Source organism: Allocatenococcus thiocycli (genome assembly GCF_921292965.1).
Classification (GTDB): Bacteria; Pseudomonadota; Gammaproteobacteria; order Enterobacterales; family Vibrionaceae; genus Vibrio; species Vibrio natriegens.
In genome coordinates this window covers 1-20,393 of sequence record NZ_CAKLCK010000003.1, presented here as the reverse complement: position 1 = coordinate 20,393, position 20,393 = coordinate 1, and the positions used below count along the sequence as shown (strand labels likewise).

General features: G+C 44.7%; 18 protein-coding genes. 1 reads left to right on the top strand and 17 read right to left on the bottom strand.

Annotation, left to right across the window (positions count from 1 at the left end):
• Nucleotide 1 precedes the first annotated feature (1 nt).
• The 5 genes from L9Q40_RS02630 to L9Q40_RS02610 all read right to left on the bottom strand — a co-directional run bounded on the left by L9Q40_RS02630 (nt 2) and on the right by L9Q40_RS02610 (nt 7,067).
• Nucleotides 2–697, bottom strand: coding sequence for an amidase (locus tag L9Q40_RS02630; RefSeq protein ID WP_498791854.1), 696 nt, complete (start codon nt 695–697; stop codon nt 2–4).
• Nucleotides 698–737: 40 nt separating this feature from the next.
• Complete coding sequence (locus tag L9Q40_RS02625; RefSeq protein ID WP_014234140.1) at nt 738–1,316, bottom strand: DUF2589 domain-containing protein; 579 nt, start codon at nt 1,314–1,316, stop codon at nt 738–740.
• A 318-nt stretch (nt 1,317–1,634) separates the two neighbouring features.
• On the bottom strand, nt 1,635–4,691 hold the full coding sequence (locus tag L9Q40_RS02620; protein WP_498791852.1) for an AAA family ATPase: 3,057 nt from the start codon (nt 4,689–4,691) through the stop codon (nt 1,635–1,637).
• A gap of 9 nt (nt 4,692–4,700) precedes the next feature.
• Nucleotides 4,701–5,834, bottom strand: coding sequence for an exonuclease SbcCD subunit D (locus L9Q40_RS02615; RefSeq protein WP_498791849.1), 1,134 nt, complete (start codon nt 5,832–5,834; stop codon nt 4,701–4,703).
• 237 nt (nt 5,835–6,071) lie between these two features.
• Entirely contained in the window at nt 6,072–7,067 is a 996-nt protein-coding gene (locus L9Q40_RS02610) for an NADP-dependent oxidoreductase (RefSeq protein ID WP_498791845.1), read from the bottom strand.
• 241 nt (nt 7,068–7,308) lie between these two features.
• On the opposite strand from L9Q40_RS02610, the gene L9Q40_RS02605 reads away from it, so the two are divergent.
• Nucleotides 7,309–7,743, top strand: a complete 435-nt coding sequence (locus L9Q40_RS02605; protein ID WP_498791843.1) for a MarR family winged helix-turn-helix transcriptional regulator — start codon at nt 7,309–7,311, stop codon at nt 7,741–7,743.
• Between the two features lie 65 nt (nt 7,744–7,808).
• Here L9Q40_RS02605 and L9Q40_RS02600 read toward each other — a convergent pair whose 3' ends face one another.
• From L9Q40_RS02600 to L9Q40_RS02545, 12 genes are all read right to left on the bottom strand, one after another.
• Nucleotides 7,809–8,369 carry a YceB family lipoprotein gene (locus L9Q40_RS02600; RefSeq protein ID WP_498791841.1) on the bottom strand — a complete coding sequence of 187 codons (561 nt, stop codon included), beginning with the start codon at nt 8,367–8,369 and terminating at the stop codon, nt 7,809–7,811.
• 174 nt (nt 8,370–8,543) lie between these two features.
• Complete coding sequence (locus L9Q40_RS02595; RefSeq protein ID WP_020334800.1) at nt 8,544–9,218, bottom strand: response regulator; 675 nt, start codon at nt 9,216–9,218, stop codon at nt 8,544–8,546.
• A gap of 45 nt (nt 9,219–9,263) precedes the next feature.
• Nucleotides 9,264–10,697 (bottom strand): ATP-binding protein, encoded by a 1,434-nt coding sequence (locus tag L9Q40_RS02590; protein WP_329353218.1) that lies wholly within the window; start codon nt 10,695–10,697, stop codon nt 9,264–9,266.
• A 164-nt stretch (nt 10,698–10,861) separates the two neighbouring features.
• Entirely contained in the window at nt 10,862–11,125 is a 264-nt protein-coding gene (locus L9Q40_RS02585) for an EF-hand domain-containing protein (protein ID WP_014234132.1), read from the bottom strand.
• Between the two features lie 237 nt (nt 11,126–11,362).
• Nucleotides 11,363–13,117 (bottom strand): DUF3466 family protein, encoded by a 1,755-nt coding sequence (locus tag L9Q40_RS02580; protein ID WP_498791838.1) that lies wholly within the window; start codon nt 13,115–13,117, stop codon nt 11,363–11,365.
• A gap of 216 nt (nt 13,118–13,333) precedes the next feature.
• A complete protein-coding gene (locus L9Q40_RS02575; protein WP_498791836.1) occupies nt 13,334–14,719 on the bottom strand; it encodes an ABC transporter ATP-binding protein in 1,386 nt (461 codons plus the stop codon).
• A complete protein-coding gene (locus L9Q40_RS02570) occupies nt 14,694–15,503 on the bottom strand; it encodes an ABC transporter permease (protein WP_498791834.1) in 810 nt (269 codons plus the stop codon). The genes L9Q40_RS02575 and L9Q40_RS02570 overlap by 26 nt, the downstream gene beginning before the upstream one ends.
• Nucleotides 15,500–16,438, bottom strand: a complete 939-nt coding sequence (locus L9Q40_RS02565; RefSeq protein WP_239947032.1) for an ABC transporter permease — start codon at nt 16,436–16,438, stop codon at nt 15,500–15,502. Before L9Q40_RS02565 ends, L9Q40_RS02570 begins: the two co-directional genes overlap by 4 nt.
• Entirely contained in the window at nt 16,438–18,030 is a 1,593-nt protein-coding gene (locus L9Q40_RS02560) for an ABC transporter substrate-binding protein (RefSeq protein ID WP_498791832.1), read from the bottom strand. Before L9Q40_RS02560 ends, L9Q40_RS02565 begins: the two co-directional genes overlap by 1 nt.
• 704 nt (nt 18,031–18,734) lie before the next feature.
• Nucleotides 18,735–19,463 carry an amino acid ABC transporter ATP-binding protein gene (locus L9Q40_RS02555; RefSeq protein ID WP_014234126.1) on the bottom strand — a complete coding sequence of 243 codons (729 nt, stop codon included), beginning with the start codon at nt 19,461–19,463 and terminating at the stop codon, nt 18,735–18,737.
• Complete coding sequence (locus tag L9Q40_RS02550; RefSeq protein ID WP_498791831.1) at nt 19,450–20,100, bottom strand: amino acid ABC transporter permease; 651 nt, start codon at nt 20,098–20,100, stop codon at nt 19,450–19,452. The genes L9Q40_RS02555 and L9Q40_RS02550 overlap by 14 nt, the downstream gene beginning before the upstream one ends.
• 12 nt (nt 20,101–20,112) lie before the next feature.
• On the bottom strand, nt 20,113–20,393 hold a 281-nt coding region (locus L9Q40_RS02545), incomplete at its 5' end, for an ABC transporter permease subunit (protein ID WP_498791830.1).

The following is a 20,393-nucleotide window of genomic DNA, read 5'->3' as shown; positions in this document are numbered from 1 at the left end:
ATCACTCCGGCATAAGCTTGCTTTTGGTTCGTCCATTTTCAATGCTCGTTGCCCACTCCAGACCCTCTTCACGTATAGTGATGTTTAAGCGAATCGCATTGAGTGGCGTCGCGCTTTCTTTGACTTCAGAACTGACCACGCTGGTCTTTAATGTGATTGGGATAGATTGAGATTTTAACGCGATAGCTGCTATGCGATGACGTAATTGCTTGCTCACTGATTCAAGCCTGTCAAAAGGAATCTCCTGCGTAGAGCTTGTCTTTTTGAGCGCTTTTTGAAATGCGTCATCAACCGCGCGCACCAGGCTTTCTTTGGTAATCCGAACGTCACCACTGCGTTGACGCTCGGCTATATTTTCCAGAGCGAGTTTGAGCTCTTTATCGAAGTTGTTTTGGAAGGTTTTAGTTCGGCTAAGTATGTCTTCGTCGTCTAGTGACTTGGTTAGCTGAGCCATCAGCGCTTGGTGTAAAACACGCGGGCTGTCGAGCTCTGCAACTTTCGCAGGGACCTGTTTGTCGATGGTTAACGGCATATCAATGGTTAGCTCCGGAACCCGCACTCGCGGGAGACTCATTCCTTCTAGCAGAGGATGATCCTTATAATATTCGGCAACCGCAGCCGTTTCCTCATCGGCAAGCCTGCGCGCATGGACCAGACTGATCATCAGCGCACCCAAGACTTCACTTAACTCAGACATACAACCTCCCTATTTGTTATCGAACTCGTCATAGACTGTTCTAAGCCTGTGACTCAACCTCTGTGATGGAGTTTTCAAGAATACCGAGCAACTTCTCTGTGCCTGCGGGCAATTCATCTTGAACGGCACGAACATTCACGGACATACTGTAAGTTCGTTCAATTTTTGATGAGCTAGATGTGGATTTCTTATAAGAGTAACTCGCACTAAGCTTGGCCGATACAGGCCCCCAACCCGCTTTTACTGATAGCTTGGTATTAAGGTCATGTGAAGAAGATGTCGTTGATTGCTGGACTGAATTAATTTTGGCGTTAAATGCAATCGTTGTTTCTTCCACGCGAATAAATGGAATAGGTAACATCGTTAAGATAGGGACGGTAAGATCGTACTTTTTAGGCTCTGTGCCTGTGACTTCACCCTGTTCGTTCTTGACTTCAATCGCCTTCATATAACTGAAGGTGATCATCGTTGGTTCATTACTCTCAGCTTCAAAGCCGACAGACTTGATAAAGTCTACGGATGTTTGTGCTGATTGGGCTTGAGCGCGAACCACTGCATTGAGTGGACCGCCGATCATAGATTCAAAATCTATGCTGGATAGTTCGTCGCCGATGGCCATAATTACGCTCCTTTTCAGGCGAAATATGAACCCGAATCTGACTACTTAATCGGGAAGATACGTGCTATGAAACACGTATAATATATAGTTCCAGATTATGCGTGACACAACCATTTGCATATATTTTATTAATATTTTTATCAAGCAGAATTCTAAGTCATTAATATTGTATATAGTTCTTGGATCGACTAATTAACCGTCACTGAATATTCGTCTTAGCTAACGAAGAATTATGGAACGAGGAGTAGAGAAGAGGTGCCTTGCTGCTTGTTGACTATGTTAGCAGCAAAGCACTTGTAGATTGGATTGATACGGTAATTAGTCAGCTAACGCCATGTGAGACTTAACGGAAACGGTAGAACCAACACGAGACGGCTCCACATCAATGCGTTGCGCCATCTGTTCTTTAAGTTCCGAGACGTGAGAAATTACACCGATCATGCGCCCTGTTTGCTGGAGGTCGACTAAGGTCTGAATGGCAAGATCCAAAGATTCAGGATCCAGGCTACCGAAACCTTCGTCAATGAACAGTGTATCCAAGCGAATACCACCGCTGTATGACTGCACCACGTCAGACAGACCAAGCGCTAAAGCCAGTGCAGCCATGAAAGACTCTCCACCAGACAGCGTCGCAACGTCTCGCATTTTACCGGTGTAGCCATCTTCAACGACGAGATCAAGCCCTCGGCCTGCTGCGCCCTTAAACCCTTCTGTCTTACGTGCCAGAATGTATCTGCCCTTACTCATCAAACTTAGTCGTTGCGAGGATTGGATTAAGACATCGTCTAAAAGCACACCGAGTACAAAACGATGCAAACTGATACGACTGCCTGTTTTACCACTCGCCACATCGTAAAGCGTACCAAAGACTTTGTACTCATCTTCTAGCTTGCTGTTCTTGTCATGCAAACTCGCTATATCAATGCGCACTTTTTCCAGTCGTTCAAAAATTGACCTGACAGAATCAAGCTTGTTTCTCGATTCAACATAGTGTTGCTGTTGAATGTTTAAGTTGACATTAATAACTTCAATATCTGGTTTTTCAATATCTTGTAATGCTAGTTTAAGATCACTAAGTGTTTGCTCAAGCTTGATTTGAGTTTGCTTAAATTGATCGATTTCTTGCTGCCACGATTGCAGTTCTTGTTCTGTCGCTTTGCTTTGAAGATAATTTTCTTCATCCTTAAAGCGGCTTTCGCCCAGTGCTTTTTGCCAGTTCGATTTTGCCTCGTTGAGTTTAAGCTCCGACTCCGCTAACCATTGCTTGTTCGTGGTTAGCTGACTTTCAATATTCGACTTGGCTAACATCGCTTGTTGAAGCTGCGACTGTGCACTTTCCAGACTCTTATTAAGGCGCTGAATCTGCTCTTTGGTTTGAATAATTTCCTGTTCTAAAACTTCTACCGAGCCATATTTCGGGTCTATGTTTGCCAACAGTTTACTGAGCTGATCTTGATTTGCCTTGATTGTTGATTCATTCGCCGCCATTTGATTTTGCAGCTCATTGATCTTTGTTTCGCCAACAACGCAGCGCTGGTTAAGCTGCTCGACGTTTTTCTCTAACTGAGCGATATCAATGGCTGTCAAACGCTGTAATTTTTCATGAGCGGATTGAAGTTCTGCCTGAATTTGTACCGCTTCAGTCGTAGCGTGTTCACCAAGCTCTTCTAAGAGGTCATCCAGTTGCTTTTGATATTGTCGAGCAACAACATAGTGTTGCTCCAGTTGGTTACTAAGCTGGTTGTATGACGTTTGCGCAGCACGCTCTTGAGCACGAGCCGTTTGAACTTGCTCTTTTGTCACCTCTTCTTCACTAAACTGTGCAGGATGAGGATGCTCACAACTACCACAAACCGGACACGCTTCCCCTGTTTGCAGCCTTTGGGCTAAAACTGCCGCTTGCGCGTTGTGCCATTTTAGCTCCAGGCGATCAGCTGATTGTTGTGCCAAGACATAGGCCTGTTTAGCTTGCTCAAGGTTTTGTTGCTTGCTGGAGGTCAAAGCATCATGCTTAGCAAGCTCTTGCTTCAAACCAGAAAGTTTTTGAACATCTTGTAAAAGGCGTTGCTTTTGCTTAATTTCAGCGTCGACACTGGCCACTAACGCGACATCAACACGGGCTTGATCAAGCGTTTTTTGGCCCTGCTGTGCTTCTTGCGTTAGTTTTTCTTTTAAAGCGATGTATTGCTGCAGTTTTGTTTCAAATTGCTGTTTCTCTTGTAACCCGTTGGCGATTTTTGCTTCCAAGTCCACTTTTTCAATCAGCTTTTCTTTCATTCCTTCGAGGTTAAACTGCAATTGCGTCAATTGAGGCACTTGTTCAGCATTCTGCTTCGCGGTTTTGAGCTCAGCTTCTTTTCCTTCCGCCACGTTCGTCGCTTCAGTTAAGTTATGGCTAAGTGAACTAATCTTCTGGGTTAACTCTTGTGATTGCGTCTTAGCGTTCTGTAAAGCAACATAATGCAACTCGATTTTGCTCGCGCTTTTCGCTTTCTCTAATCGTTGCTGACGCGCGTCTATTGCTTCTGAATTTTTTAAATGTAACTTCAGCGATGCCTCAGCTTGTTCACGGCGAGTAAACTCAGCAGACAATGCCTGCGCTTTTTGTAACTCGGACTTAATGGTGTTGAGCTTTTCCAGACAAGCTTGCTCACTCTTTTTCTCTTGTTCCAGTTGTTCTGAAACGGATTCTTTCTGTTGAATCAATTCCTCTTCTGAACTTACTCCCGCAACCTGCAAAGCGCCGCGAATCTGGTTATCAAACTCATTCTTCGCTTTACTGATCGCGCTCGCTTTATCTTTGAGCGCATACTCAATTTTTTTGTAAATGTCAGTCTGGAACAGCTGGCCGAAAATCTCTTCGCGCTCTTTAGAGCTTGCCAGAAGTAACTCGCGAAACTTCCCTTGAGGAAGTACCATCACTTGGCGAAACTGTGTTTCTGTTAAGCCAATAATATTGGTAATTTCGGTCTTAACTTGCGTGGTTTTGCTGGTAATGAGTTTTTCGCTATCACCCAGCTCATACAGAGAAGCCGTGTGCTTTTTCACGGTCATACCATCACCACGAGCCTTCGGCGCTTCTTGTTCCGGGGAACGAGTAACTCGGTATACCTTTCCGTGCAGTGAAAAATCCAGAGTAACTTCGGTTGGCAGATCGGCAGTGGCCAAATCACATCGCATCTGAATACCCTGGCGCTCATTACCTGTAGTTTCACCATAAAGCGCGAAACAAATCGCATCGAGAATCGACGTTTTACCTGAACCCGTTGGTCCATTAATTAAAAATAGCGGGTTATTACCAAGCTTCTCGAAATCGATGGTTTCCGTTTTTGCGAATGGACCAAAAGCTTGCATGGTGAGTTTGATAGGCTTCATTTGGGGCCCTTACAGCTGAGATAATTGCTTGATAATATCGTTGACGGCTCGCTCTTGTTCTTGCGACAACTGACTGTCCTGCGCTTCACTAAAGAAGTCGCGGAACATATCGATTTCACTGCGAGCAAGTTTGGCTTGTGCCATCTCCTGTTCAACCCCGATCAACATGCCCGGTTTCTCTAGGTGCAAAACATTTGGGTAGACCGCACGAAGTTTTTCCATCGGATTTAAAATGGCATGTTTATCCATCAGACGAACGAGTAGATAGTCCTCGCTTTTCGGGTCCGTTTTTCCTTTCTCGATGACCTGCTCTAAATCACCTTCAATAATTCGCATCTCATGCGGAGCGGTCAGCTCAATATGCTCAGCAGACGCAAAACCACTCTCGTTGATTTCCACCAGCGTGAAACCTTTCTTTTGGTTCTGCTCACCGAAACTGTATTTCATCAAAGAGCCAGAGTAACGAATGTATTCTTCACCCTTCTTCTGCGGCTGATGTAAATGGCCAAGTGCGACATAGTCGAAATCCAGGAAGTGCTCATGGCTTACACGATCAGAACCACCAATAGAAAGCGGGCGTTCCGAGTCAGACTCAATCGCCCCATCAACGAAACAGTGGCTGATAAGCACTCTTCTTTGCTGCGGTTGAAACTGCTCTGTAATTTTTTCAACAAGCAATCTGTGCGCTTCATCATGGGTCGAAACCGATTCTTTATAAGCAAACCTGACCTGCTCAGGATCGTTATAAGGCATGCCGTAAAGTGCCACCTCACCAGCCGCTTTGGTCGTAATCACCACAGGCGAAAGCATATCTTCAAAGTTACTGATGATATGCAAACCCGAGTTTTTCATCTGTTCAGAGCCAAACCCCAAACGCTCTGCACCATCGTGATTACCAGAAATCAAAATCATCGGTGTTTTCAGCTCAGTACAAATTCGTTTTACCACACGATTCAAAAGTTCGATGGCAACCGTAGGCGGAACAGAGCGGTCATACACATCTCCCGCCACGACGACTGCGTCGACTGGGTTGTCATCAATGTAGGAGATCAATTGTTCGAGAACCGCTTGCTGATCATCGAGTAATGAAACGTTGTGGAACTGTCGGCCTAGGTGCCAATCTGAGGTATGGATAAACTTCATTCGAATTCACTTTTTGCCATAACTTTCTAGTATGCCTATGGGGGCTTTCGGAACCTGAGCACAGGCTACTTTATTGTCCCGCTAGGATATCGTGACTTTGTAAGCTTTTCATGTAGTTTGTGCTATTAACGCGACAACTGGCTAACCATTGCCCCGAGCAAAAATAGTGGATGTAAAAAAGCCAGTCAGATTTACTGACTGGCTTTTGTGAATTGACAGTGGTTTTACTTTAGCTAATTAAATTTTAACCAGCATCTTACCTTTGTTTTTGCCTTCGAATAGACCGATGAACGCTTCAGCAGCGTTTTCTAGCCCTTCGTATACGGTCTCTTCAGACTTCACTTTGCCTTCTTTGATCCACTGACCCATTTGCTCAACGAACTCACCAGCAAGATCCCAGTAATCCATTACGATGAAGCCTTGCATCGTCAGCTTCTTAGTGTTGATTTGCAGTAAGTTGCTTGGTCCCGGTTGAGGCTTGTCAGCATTGTAGTCTGCAATCATGCCACAGACCGGAATGCGACCGTATGGGTTGATAACTTCCAGCGCCGCTTCTAAATGCGCACCACCCACATTTTCAAAGTACACATCAATACCTTCTGGTGCAGCTTCGCGTAGTGCCTGCGTCAAGTCGTCAACTTTTTTGTAGTTGATAACCGCATCTGCACCCATTGCTTTTACCATTTCAGCTTTATCATCTGAGCCTACTGAACCAATCACTCTACAGCCATGCAGTTTGGCAATCTGACAAACCACGCTACCGACCGCGCCTGATGCTGCGGAAACAAAAACGGTATCTGTCGGCTTAAGTTGAGCGACTTTAAACAGACCTACCCAACCCGTTAAACCAGGCATACCAATAACACCTAGGAAGTGTTGATCTGGCAAAACAACTGCTGGTAACAAGGTTAAATCGGTGCCGTCACTGATAAAAGTCGTACGCCAACCACTGATGTTGCTGACTTTTGAGCCGACTGGGAAGTTGTCATTTCTTGATTCGATGACTTCACCAATGGCTCCGCCTTCCAAAACCTGGTCAATTTCAAATGGTGGAATGTATGACTCTCTATCGTACATGCGACCGCGCATGTATGGGTCAACAGACATCCACGTATTTTTAATTAACACTTCGCCTTCTTGAATTGCTGGTAACTCTACTTCAACAGATTTGAAGTTTTCTTTTGTTGGCATACCAACTGGGCGTGATGCTAAATGGATTTGTTGGCTGATCATATTGCTCTCTCTTACTTTTGCTTCAATGTGCGTTTAACCGTTCGTAATAAACAGTTATCACCTCTTAGATAATCAGATTGATTGCATCGCAATTTAGTTTGCGCACAAACAATTTGCGAGTAAGTTAACTTGAGTTCGAGAGTAAAGCAACCACTTTGCTCAAAAATAATTTGTGCACAATGGATTTTAAATGACGCAGAATTTGTTAATATTGTCGTCTTGCTCAAAATTGGACTCATCTATGGCCGAGAAATTATCAGATAACGTTTGTTTTGCTTTGTACACGGCGACCAACTCGTTGGTACGTGCTTTCCGTCCTTTGCTCGACGAATACGATCTTACCTATCCTCAGTACATTGTGATGCACTCACTTTGGTGTAAAAACAACGTGAGCTTGAAAGAACTTTCTCAGGATACTCATTTGGATTCAGGGACGTTGACACCGATTGTTAAACGATTGGAATCAAAGAGTTTATTAACCCGAAAAGTTTCTGAGTTAGATGAGCGTAAGAAAGTCATTTCACTGACATCCAAAGGCAGTCAGCTACAGGAAGATGCGCAAGAATTGACCGCAAAGCTAGAGTCGCGCTCAAGTATGACGGCAGAAAGTATTGAAGCGTTGAGAGTGCTGTGTCTTGAATTAGACACGAATTTGCGCAAGAGCGACGACAAATAAAGTTTGCTCACTGCCGTAACAGTTTATTTTAGAACCGTCACGGCAGATCATGTTAGTTTGCGAGATTAATCAAACAACTCAATCACTAATTGATTGTTTTTGATAACTAAATTAGGGCTTGCCGACTTTAGAAGTATGGACTGCACTTTATCACTTTCTAGCTTATAGACTGGTTGATTTGACAGTGCGTAGCCGATCATCGAAACAGCGGGTTTAATAAGATTGCTAATTTCCGGTGTCAGTAAATTGCTTTTGTCTTCAAACTTCTCCAGACGAAGTGACTGCAGAAACACTTCACCTGTTTTTTGGTCGTATTTAGGAATCGCGCTAAATTCAAGGTCGAGATCTAGGCCTACCGTTCGTTGAGTTAAAAACTGTACATCCGCCGTTGTGTTAGCAAACACCGAAATACGGTCATTGTCTACTCGGCCAATTTTTACTTCTAGATCATCGACTGACACTTTTGCATACATGACGTTTTCAACCCCAACGGATTGGTTAATTGTCGCTTTGTCTTGGAGATATTGATTCATATCTCGTTCAGTGATGCTGTAACTGGCACACCCGTTAAGCAGCAATGCCGCAGCGGATAAGGCAAAGATTTTTGCTTTTATTTTCGTCTTCAATGGTTAGCTCTTATTTATCCAATGTAATCCATTAAATTTTATACTCGGGCCTGAGATAGAAACAGTCTAAACAGGCTCAAGCCATTGGATTTCACCAAATCCTGACGATAACGTAACGTCGTTGCACGAATAATCGACAAGGTTAGTTTACCCTTCTCCTAGATTAAGCCAGGTTTATGCAATCTCGAAACGATAGCCCACACCATACACGGCCTTAATGCAGTCCAACTCGGAGTTAACGGCAAATATCTTTTTGCGTAAGTTCTTGATATGTGTATCAATCGTACGGTCCGTGACTATCCGCTCATCGTTATAGATTTTATTCATCAATTGCTCGCGGCTGAACACTTGGCCTTCATGCTGATGAAAATAAGAGAGCAACTTAAACTCCACCGATGTTAGCGTGATCAACTCACCATCTACCCACACTTTCATTTGGCTTTGATCAATGATCATTGGGGCAGCCTCGTCGTCGCCTTTTGGTGTATTGATAGCGTTGTATCTTCGTAATACGTTGCGGACGCGTACCACCAGCTCGCGTGGGCTGTATGGTTTACACACATAATCATCGGCGCCGAGTTCCAAACCCAGTAATCGATCTATCTCTTCGACTTTCGCCGTCGCCATAATGGTTGGAATATCGCTGAAGGTTCTTAACTCTCGATAGATACTTAACCCGTTTCGATTCGGCAACATCAGATCCAATAAGATCAATTCTGGGTTGTGTTTCTTAACCCACTCGATCACTTGATTGCCGTCACCGATAATATGGGTTTCGAATCCGTTATGAATTAAATAGTCGGAAACAACGTTTGCCAATGAAGGTTCATCTTCAACAATTAGTATCATGGTTTTTCTTATTTATCCTAAAGACGTATAACGGGTAAACGGGCTCTATTCGATTGGTAAACGCACAGAAACTTTCAAGCCACCCAGTTTGGAATGTTCCAGTTTTAGGTCACCGTTATGAGCCTGAATGATGCTTTTACATATTGATAATCCAAGTCCTGAACCACCAAAAGCTCGACTACGCGATTGATCCACGCGATAAAGTCGATCACAAAGTTTTGGTAGTGCATCGTTTGGTACACCTGGTGAGCTATCTTCTATGGCAAGCAAAACTGAGCTTTGTTCCTGCCCTAAATAGATTTTTACCTGCCCTCCCGAGTCTGTATAGCGAAAGCTGTTTTCCAATAAGTTGTTCAGTACCTGACTCAGCTTTTGTCTGTCGGCTTGGATATTTAAGTTTGCATCTATAGCAAAGTCCACATCCAGACTCAGCGATTTTTTCTCGAAGCGATTTAAATGGCTCACCAAGACATTTTCGACGCCACTTTTCACGTTCACAGACTCCGTTTGCAAGCGAACCGTGATGTCTGCTTTTGCAGAAGCACGTAAGTCTTCCACGAGCTGAGTGAGCGTAAGTACTTGTTGGTGGAGGGATTGAATATAGGCTGGCTCAGGACGACGAATGCCATCCTGAAGCGCTTCAAGCTCCCCTCTGAGCACTGCTAATGGTGTGCGCAACTCATGAGAAATATCCGACAGCCAGCGTTCTCGCATCTCTTCTTGAGATTTCAGCGAGTCGACCAAGTGATTAAATGCTTGGGTTACATCGGCAATTTCATCATTGCTGTGGTACTCAATCTGATAGCTGAGGTTGCCATTTCGTACCGCATTCGCACCTTGATGAAGCGCGCGCAAAGGCGTCAAAAGATAACGCACAAACACAACAGCAAAAAGTAAACTGACGAAAATAGCAGCAACACTGATGATCATAAGGTTCGTGGTTTGAGACTTTAAGAATTGATCAGCTAAATGATTGTTGAAAGAATCACTTTGCAAGATAGAAATATAGCCGACTCCTTTACCTTCATAGAGAATTTCTACTTTGTGTAGATGCATCCCTTCTTTGACATCCAGGTTTTCATAATGACCAAATAACACTCTTTCATCAGCATCTAACAAATTTAACCTAGCGCTCAATGGTGCCATCATCGGGTCTTTAAAGGGCTTTGCATGCAACGATGGTTGGCGATCTCCCGGCGGAAGCATGTCGTCTCTCGGTGGCGGCATTTCACCAGACAACATCAGAAAATCCTCCCACCAATGGGGAGAATCTTCAAACCGCGACCAATCTTTTGATTGAGAATAATATTGGCTTGCGCGTTCCGCCATTAATCCCACTTTGGCTATTTCTTCCTGGTTCAAATACCGCTGAAATCCATCTTTAAAACTGGCGTTAATTTGTAGTGCCATGATCACTATAACCAGAGCACTACTTAGGAGTAACGCAGAAAACAGCTTTTGAAACAGAGAAATACGCACGGCAGACCTACGGGATGTGATGATAATACTTTTGTTCAATGGGTGAGTTACAACGCTTAATGCTTTTCCACAATAACCGATTCTATCTTAAGTCACCATTACTGAGTGTGATATCACGTAACTCACCTTGCTGCTGTTAGCTTGTCAAACTAACGAAGCGACTTTTATCGAGGCTCTGGTGGCGTCGGTAATTCATCTTCCGTAAGCGAACCACTTCCATCAACATCAAGCTTGTCGAAGTCTTCAAGGAACGGACCTCGAAGCTCGTCCTTAGTCAAAACGCCATCACCGTTAGTATCAATATCACTAAACGATGGTGGCTCTGGACGGTCGCCATTCGGTGGAGGCGCAGGTCGATCGTCTGCGAATACGGACAATGAGCCGAAAGTCATCAATATTGTCGTTGCGACTAGTACAAATTTTTTCATGTTTTCTCTCCAGTTAGTCAGTTCATACTATTTATGCGTACGACTGCCCTATTAAACCGACGCTCAATGTATCGGGAAAATGTGAGTAGATTATGGAGTAATGCGAAATAAATGGGGCAAGGGAGATTGGCTGCTTTGATTTGCAGAAACAGTGAAACGAAAAAGAGCGAACTCAAAGTTGAGCTCGCTTTAAAGTGGCTAAAATGAAATTAGCCAAGCAACAAGATGGAACAATATTTACTGTGTTCTAGTACGTCGGGATGACCTGTTGGCGAAAGTACGGTATCCAAATAAAGCCAAGAGAATAAGCAATCCGAAATAGTTTAAGCTTCCTCCGGAACGGCTTGTGGTTGTCTCTTCCGCTTCATCACTTCGTTCTTCAATATCATCTGCAGTAGCGCCAACGATAGGAACCAGTTTAACGGCTACCACTTGTTCATCCTCTTCTTCATCACCACAGGTGGCGAAGTGACTGGTGTCATCGTATCCGGATTCACACTTTAAAGCGGTCGCGGATATTACGCCCGCATCATTTATTCCAGACGCATCAATAATTCGGTAATAGTTGTTATCGTCTGAATAGTCTCCGCCATTGGTCAAATCATCTAACCACCAAGCTTGATCACTTAACCTTGCGCTACGTGTATCACTGGTGCCTTCTCCATCATATGGGTAGATAAAGCCTCGCTTTCGTCTTGGTTTGCCACTACTTTCGTTGGTATTTTCAGCGTCCACTTGTCCAACAATTTCATTGAAGTTATTAATTGCTCGCGCTTTGCCTCCAACACCGTCAAAGAATATACCACCACTCAAGTAGGTCGCCGATAGGGAATTCTCTGATATATCATCGACAACATACATTCTGTTTGATGCGGCATTTTCGTACGGATAACTACCAGAACGCTTGGATTCACCAATCGCGACTAAGTTGCTGTTGACACCAGTTAGTAAGGTATTGCTGTAAATATAATCATCGTCACTTTCGACGCCAGCTCCGGAGATTTTCTTTGTTTCCCAGTTATCTGCGTCAAAAACATCGCTATCTAAATCAACAGAAAATACCGTTGCTTCCATGAAATAGTAGTAAGAATCATGTAGGTAAGTGTTGTAGCCAACGCTATATAACGTATTGTCAACAATAACGAAATCGCGGAGGCTCCCTTGTGCAGTCCTGTTTTTGTATACCGCGGTATCAGACACCGAACTTGCCCAATCCAGCTCAACTAACGAACCTAAAGACGAACTCCACAGCGCCGCCTTTGACGAGTAAAAGTCACCGTAATCATTTGATGCGCTTGTCGACACACTACCTACCGTGTAATCGCCGTCTGTTTTCCACGCTCTCGACTGCAGATAGGAATCCGTAATTGGGTTTGTATCGTCTAAAGCTTGGGTGTAATTACGCAGATAACTGGTTACATTTCCCAAGTCATGCAGAATACCCACTGGTTCAGCGTCTTCAGTTAAGGAGTTGATTACGATGTTGTAGCTTTCGTTGTAGGCAGTGCCGGTATCATAGTCACCGAGAAACGCGATTGAATTGGGCTCTGTGCTACCGCTTAGCTCGTCACTCCACTGTGCCCAATGTAAAGCCGCCCATGATTCACAGGTGCCATACAGTAACTGTGCATCACAGTAGTCTTCAAAATCACCTTGTTCCTGGACATACATAAAGCGGTTATCAATACCAAATGGCGTTTCTTCACGATAACTCAATCCATCAACGGCCTTCCCTTCACTTGGCTCAACAAGGCGAGTCTCTCCCGCCAATGTATACGCTGAACAAGAGATCCCATCCCCTTCTACATAAGATGATTCAAAGCAGTTGTCACTTTCACCGGTGACTGTGGACGGTTGAATCGCGACACCATAAGCACTTTCATAGCTGTAACTTGTATCGGGCGTCACTTCTATTACCTGATACAAAGCAGCTTGAGGTTGGGCTGACGTTATCAATAAATAACTAATACACGAGATTTTTACCGCTTTCATATTTAATTTAACTTACCAATTTGGGGTAAATTTAATCAGCATGCTCACAAGAAACATCCTTAATTAAACTCAAACATCACAAGAATTATTTAAACTATCGCCACACAAATTAACGAGGCAATGTGAGGGAATTAAGGAGTAAAAAAGGATAAGTAAGTAGAGTGAATACTAAGCGCCTTTAGAATAAAAGGCGCATTAAAGATTTAGGTTTGCAGATTAGTTCAAGTCGATAACGGTATCACAGCACTTTTCAATCAGGTTTGGATCATGACTGACGAGCAGCAACGCACATCCCTGTTCTTTTGCCAAATCTACCAATAAGTCAGTCACCTCTTGAGCAATAATGGGATCGAGCCTTGATGTTGGCTCATCTGCGAACAAGAATATCGGATCCAATAATAAAGCCCTGAGAATGGCAAAGCGCTGCAATTCTCCGCCAGAAACTTCAGTACTTTTTCTCTCTAACAACTCGGGAGCGAACTTTAGCTTTTTCATTAATGGTGCGATTTTGTCCCTATCGATTTTGTGCAGCTTGACCAAATCATCCAATAGCACACCAAGCGTCACACTAGAAGTAAACGCAGCCGGAGGATCTTGAAATAGCTTCAACCATTGATACGGCTTTGTATTCGGAGATAATTTGGCAACTTTACCCTCAACGGGTGGTAATAAACCAAGTAATGTATCTCCCAGAGTACTCTTACCACAGCCACTATCACCAACAACACCAATCACTTCACCCGTATGTATCGTAAAGTTAATCTCTCGTGATAAAGCATGGCCGTTTCGTCCTATGGCAAGATTCTCAACGTTTAACACGGGCATCGACTCACTTAAGTACTTTGCCCTTGCAACCCAATGTTTTGGATCGGCGGCAATCAAAGCTTGCGTATAGACGTGCTGGGGATGATTCAACACTTGGTCCGCCGTTCCCTGCTCAACAACAACACCTTCTTTCATCACGATGATGTCACCGCCTATCTGACGCGCAACTTCGATATCGTGAGTGATCGTCAGCAGTCCTCCTCCTTGAGCACTTTGAAGTAAAAGTCTAACGATGTCGTTGCGGCGGCTGACATCCAACCCTTTAGTGGGTTCATCAGCAAACACAACTTTTGCACCACCAGCCGTAGCAGCAGCGACAGCCAAACGCTGTGCCATACCGCCAGAAAGTTGCCCGGGCCGTTTATAAGCGCTGCTTTTTAGTCCCATATTGTCTAAATCGTCAATGGCTCGATGAAAGGCAGACTCCTCACTCAATCCATGCAGGCACTCATAAACTTCGGCAACTTGCTTATAAGCAGGCATCAGAGGATCAAGCGCCCGCCATGGTTCTTGCGGCAACATAATGACCTCTTTTCCCCAAAGGTTTGTGAGAGAATCCCTGTCATGGTCTTTTCCAAATATTTCTACTGTTCCATATTGTTGGAGTGAGCTCGGCAATAAACCTACCACTGCCTGAGCTAGCAAACTTTTACCTGAGCCCGTTTGGCCAAGAATCGTTACCGGTTTATCTTGATATAGCTTTAGCGACAGCGGCTGGAGAAGCTCGATGTCTTTCGCTTTGACAGACAGATCAGTCAGTTGAATTAAGAGATTCACGGCTCGCTCCTGCTAATAAATGAAAGCCCAATACCAACAACGCCACAACCAGTAATGGCTGAGCTAAAACCCAAGGCGCATCCACATAAAACGGGAACAGCTCGACGCTCATTAGGCCAAGTTCTGCTAAAGGTGGCTGAATACCCACGGAAACGAATCCCATAGAAGCCATCATCAAAATGGCATTTGCTCCGCCAAACGCCGCCATCGTAAAGATTGATGCTGAAAGTGCCGGCCAGATATGACGTTTGAATTGATACCATTTGCCAAATCCCATCATCATCGACACTTGTCGCTCCGGGCTATCGATGACAGTGCGAGTAATCGCTCTTGTTACTCGGTAATACTCAACCCATTGAACCAGTGAAATCGCCAGATACATGACTAAGAATGATCCCGGCGCAATGGCTGACAACAGAAGAACTAAAACTAACCCAGGTAGCGCGAGTAAAATATTGACGACAATATCGAGCCCCTGCTCTACTCGGCCGCCTGCCCATGCAGAACACACACCTAACAAAACGCCCAGAGTCGATGAACTGATGACACAAAACACACTCAATGCGAAAGACAAACCGATGGCACTCGCAAGGCGTGTCATCATATCTCTACCAAAGTGATCGGTACCAAACCAATGTTCACTGCTTGGCGGCAATAATCGGATCGAAAGGTTTTGCTCATCAATAGAGTACGGAGATAGCCATCCCACAAACAAAGAAAAGCCAAACAAGCCCAGTAAGAGTAATAATCCGAGCTTTTGATTTAATGTAAATTGTTTCATCATTTTTCTTGCTGACCTCTTGGGTCAATCCAGTAGCACAGCACGTCAATAATGCTATTGAGGAGCACAAACAGAATACCCATCGTCAGTGCACAGCCTTGAATCACCGGAATGTCGCGGGCAAAAATCGCGTGTGCGAGACCATGGCCAACACCCGGCCACGAGAAGAGCGACTCAATCATAATGATGCCTTCAATCACACTGACTAGTTGAATGCCAACAAATGCGACGATTGGTACTGCCATGTTACGTAAGCCATGACGGAAGAAAGTCTGCGTTTCACTTAAGCCTTTGACGCGCGAGAATATATAGAAAGGAGAGCGTAGAACGCTGCGTACACTGTTATGCACAACTCGGTTCGAGACTGCCGCTAAACTAATTGCTAAAGTAATACTTGGTAAAACCAAATGCTGCCAAGTACCAAAACCCGCAACAGGGAACCATTTCCAACTGATAGCGAAAATGAGGATCATCAACAGACCCAATACAAACACAGGCATCGCACGGGTGAAGGTCGAGAACCACACGACAAGAGAATTAACCAGTCTCCCTTTCTTCGCGGACCAGGTTCCTAGCGGAAGCGCTATCAATACAGATAGCGTGATACCAACTCCAGCAAGAAGCATAGAGTGCCCAAGCTGATGTACAACCGCTTCACTCACTGGTAGACCACTGACGAGGGAATTACCTAAGTTAAGCTGTAGCAGGTCACCCAACCAGCTGACATAACTACTGAACCATCCTTGGTCTAAATTGAGCTCTTGACGCACCAGCTCAGCCGCTGCGGAATCCACGTTATCCTGCCCATAACGACTGGCCGCAATAAGATATGCCATATCTCCCGGTAAGCTTCGCATAAGTACAAATGTGAGCGTACCGACTCCCCAAGCCACCAGAATCAGTTGATAAAGTCGCTTTCTTAAAATCCTCAGAAGCATCAGTTAATTTCCATCTGGTTGATGAAGTAATTGCGCTCAAACGGATCAAACCTAAAGTGTTTAACTCGTTTATTCACCGAGGTATGTTGGCTGTAGCTAGAAATCGCAATCACTGGTGCATCCTGATGAATTTCTTGCGCGACGATCTGGCTTAGCTCAAATGCACGTGTCGCATCGTGATTGTGAAGTAAGCGATCAATCGTACTGTCTACCTTTGCGTTTTCCCAATTCATCGTTCCCCAGTCGCCGCCTCCGTTCGCAAAGTCAGAGCTGATGATAGGTAGCGGATCAGCGATGAAACCAAAATTACGCGCGATCAATGCCGTTTCTAGTGAGCCATCCTGATGACCCGCTGGGATCATACTTGAGTTTGTGACATCGACTTTTAGGTCAACACCAAGCTTGGCCCATTGCGCTTGAATCGCGGTTGCGACCGTGGTCAATTCAGGTCGATCGGCATAGGTGATCATCGTCAGTTTGAACGGCACACCATCCCGCTCTAGAGTGCCGTTTTCTCCGCGTTTCCAACCTAAATCAGCCAAGGTTGAGCGCGCCAGATCGAGATCGAAATCGTCGTTTTTCGCGTCTTTAATAAACCACTGAGACATGGAACTTGGCATGATTTGCGTGGTTTCCGAACCCGGTACACCAAGCACATTTTTTGCAATCGACGCTCGATCAATTGCCATACTTAATGCCTTTCTGGCTCTCGCTTCATTTAGGAATGGATGACCCGCATTTACTTTTACCAACATGGTTCGCGGGATCAGGTCACTGTGAACTTGAACCTCATTACCACTTTTTAGCTGCCCTAACATGGATGGCTCAAGATTGAATACGATATCGGCTTCGCCAGACTTCGCCTGCAGCAAACGACTTTCTGCACGATGGCCCGTTAAGTATGTGGCGAAATCGATTTTTGCTTCTTCCCCCCAGTAACCATCAAACTTTTTAACCAAGAACTTGTGCGGCGGTGCAAAGCTTTCCATTTGATATGGCCCCGTACCGTAAAGTGTTTTTACGGCTCCGTTAGGCTCGTAAGATGCAGGCGACAAGATAGCGTTAGAATAGTTGGTCAACAGTGAGGCAAATGCAGCGTAAGGTTGACTCAATTCGATTAGAATCTCATTGTCACTAATCGCGGAAATACCGCGTATCTCTGCCTTGTTGAGTGTACCGTGTTTGCGCTGAGCAATAGCCAGGCTGCGAACGACCGCTTCAGCGTCCAGTTTAGAACCATCATGAAACGTTACGTTGTCGCGCAATGTAAAATGCCAGGATAAGCCGTCTTCACTGCTTTGCCATTTGGTTGCCAATCCAGAGGTAATAATCCCCTTACCATCAACGTTGAGCAGGGTCTCTACTACCTGCATACGAATTAACATATATCCCTGTTTTGAAGGGTCTAAGCTGGAGATCTCCCAAGGTCCACTAATCGATAATGTATTACTCTTGTTTGGTGTAACCTGCGCCGGTGATGTGTCTAGGTTACTTAATGCGATAGCAGCACCCGCTGCAACTACGGAAGCCAAAATCAGGCCACGAATAAGCTTCTTCTTTTTTGCGATAGAAGCATAAGATATTTCGGTCATAACGATCCCTAACGTATTTTTTAGACGCTATTTTCCCCAAATAACAACTGCACATAGCTGATGCATCGCCGTGAACTTTTTACAAGCGCAAGCCGACATCAACTCACCCTGACAAAAATTGCGAGGTTATTGGGGTATCAAGTTAAAAAGTGTTGGATTCTCCGAAAAGGAGAAAGCGTTAGACCAGTTGAGGTGGCGAGCGTGTTCGGGGTAACTCTGAAGAGGTAAGGGTCGTGAGCTGGATATCGAATCGCTGATAGCACTGCGCTTTATCAGAGAGTATGCTCAGCGAAGATTGTGAGCTTAAAGCATGACAAATTGCTTCGTAGATTTCACAGGTATGGTGTTCGTGAACGTTTTGATCCGTTTCCATCGAGTGCGCAAGCGAGAGCGTACTCAACCCCAAAGGGATTAAGAGCATCGCAAGAAGCAACAATTTCTTTAGTTTAAGATGATGGAAGTAATGCACGACAAAAACAGTGAAACAAACGTAACGTTATACTATTACATTTTGATGCAAATCAAAGTACTTTGTTTGTGATCGCCGTTTGTTTGTACAATTATTGTTCAATCCACTACTTTCTTTAACGATAGTTAGTGTTCGAAATTAAGCCCTACGCTCGCCCACTTCGATAAGCGCTTTTTAAAAGGAAGGTAACCCACCAAAACCGCTGTTTGGTGGGTTAGAAAATAGAGCCTGTTTATTACTTCACGGCAGATAAAAAGCTACGCAGTTCTTCGGTTTGTGGATCATCGAAAACTACTTCACTTGGGCCACTTTCCCACACTTTCCCTTGGTTCATGAACACGACTCTATCGCCAACTTCTCGAGCAAAGTTCATCTCGTGAGTAACCAGAATCAGCGTCATTCCTTCTTTCTTTAGCTGCTCTAGCACTTTTAATACTTCACCAACTAACTCTGGATCGAGCGCTGAAGTGATTTCATCACACAACAGCACCTTTGGATTCATAGCTAGAGAACGCGCGATGGCAACACGCTGTTGCTGACCACCAGATAGGTTCGCTGGATAAGCATCAAATTTATCGGCTAAGCCAACCTTTTCGAGTAACTCTCTCGCTTGAGCTTCACAGGCTTTAGCGTCCTTTTTCAATACCAGTTTTGGCGCCAACATCACGTTCTCACCCACGGTCATATGAGGGAAAAGATTGAAACTTTGGAATACCATACCAACACTTCGACTGAGAAGACGCAGCTTATAGTCATCATCTTCTACGGCCTGACGGTCTACGATGATCGCGCCATCCTGATAGGTTTCCAGGCCATTCATACAACGCAGTAACGTACTCTTGCCAGATCCACTGCGGCCAATAATAGAGACAACTTCACCTGCCTCAACTTTCATGTCCACACCTTTGAGAACATGGTTTTCACCATAGTACTTATGTACTTGATCAACACTAACGAGAGACATAGGTTTTTTTCTCCAAATGACGAGCCAATAATGACAGAGGGAAACAGATAACAAAGTAAAGTACAGCGACCATGGCAAACACTTTAAATGGTTGGAATGTCGCGTTATTCAGCATGGTTCCGGCTTTAGTTAACTCGACAAAACCGATGATCGAAGCAAGCGCGGTGCCTTTAACAATTTGAACCGAGAAGCCAATCGTCGGTGCAATGGCAATTCGATAAGCCTGAGGAATAATGACATTGCGCATGGTCTGCATGTAATTGAGACCCAGAGTACGACACGCTTCCCACTGACCTTTAGGTAACGCCTCAATACAACCGCGCCAAATGTCATGAAAATAGGCGCTGCTGTATAGCGTTAACGCCAACGCAGCGGCGGACCACGCACTAACCTCTATCCCCAACAGAGATAAACCGAAAAACGCCATAAAGAGCTGCATCAGAAGTGGTGTTCCCTGAAAGAGCTCCACATAAAGTTGAATGCCTTTCCCAAGATGAATGTTCTTCATACTTCTGAGTAAGGTAAGGGCAAGCCCCACCAAACCACCACCTATAAAGGCAATAATGGATAGCAGTACGGTCCAACGTGCTGCAAGTAGTAAGTTGCGCAGAATGTCCCAGTCTGTAAATTGCATCATAATCGTCTTCTCCTACAGCGCTGGGTTTTTGAATACGCGAGCTTTGATCAATGCAAACAACTGACGCATTAAGATCGCAAGGACAAGGTAAATCAGTGCAGTAACAGCATAAGATTCAAAACTTAAAAAGGTTCTGGACTGCACAAAGTTCGCCGCAAAGGTCAGTTCCTCGACTGAAATCTGAGATACGACGGCAGAGCCGAGCATAACGATAATGCACTGACTAACCAACGCTGGATAAACCTTCTGATAAGCCGGCGGCAATACGATTCGAGTAAAAATTTGGCGTCTGG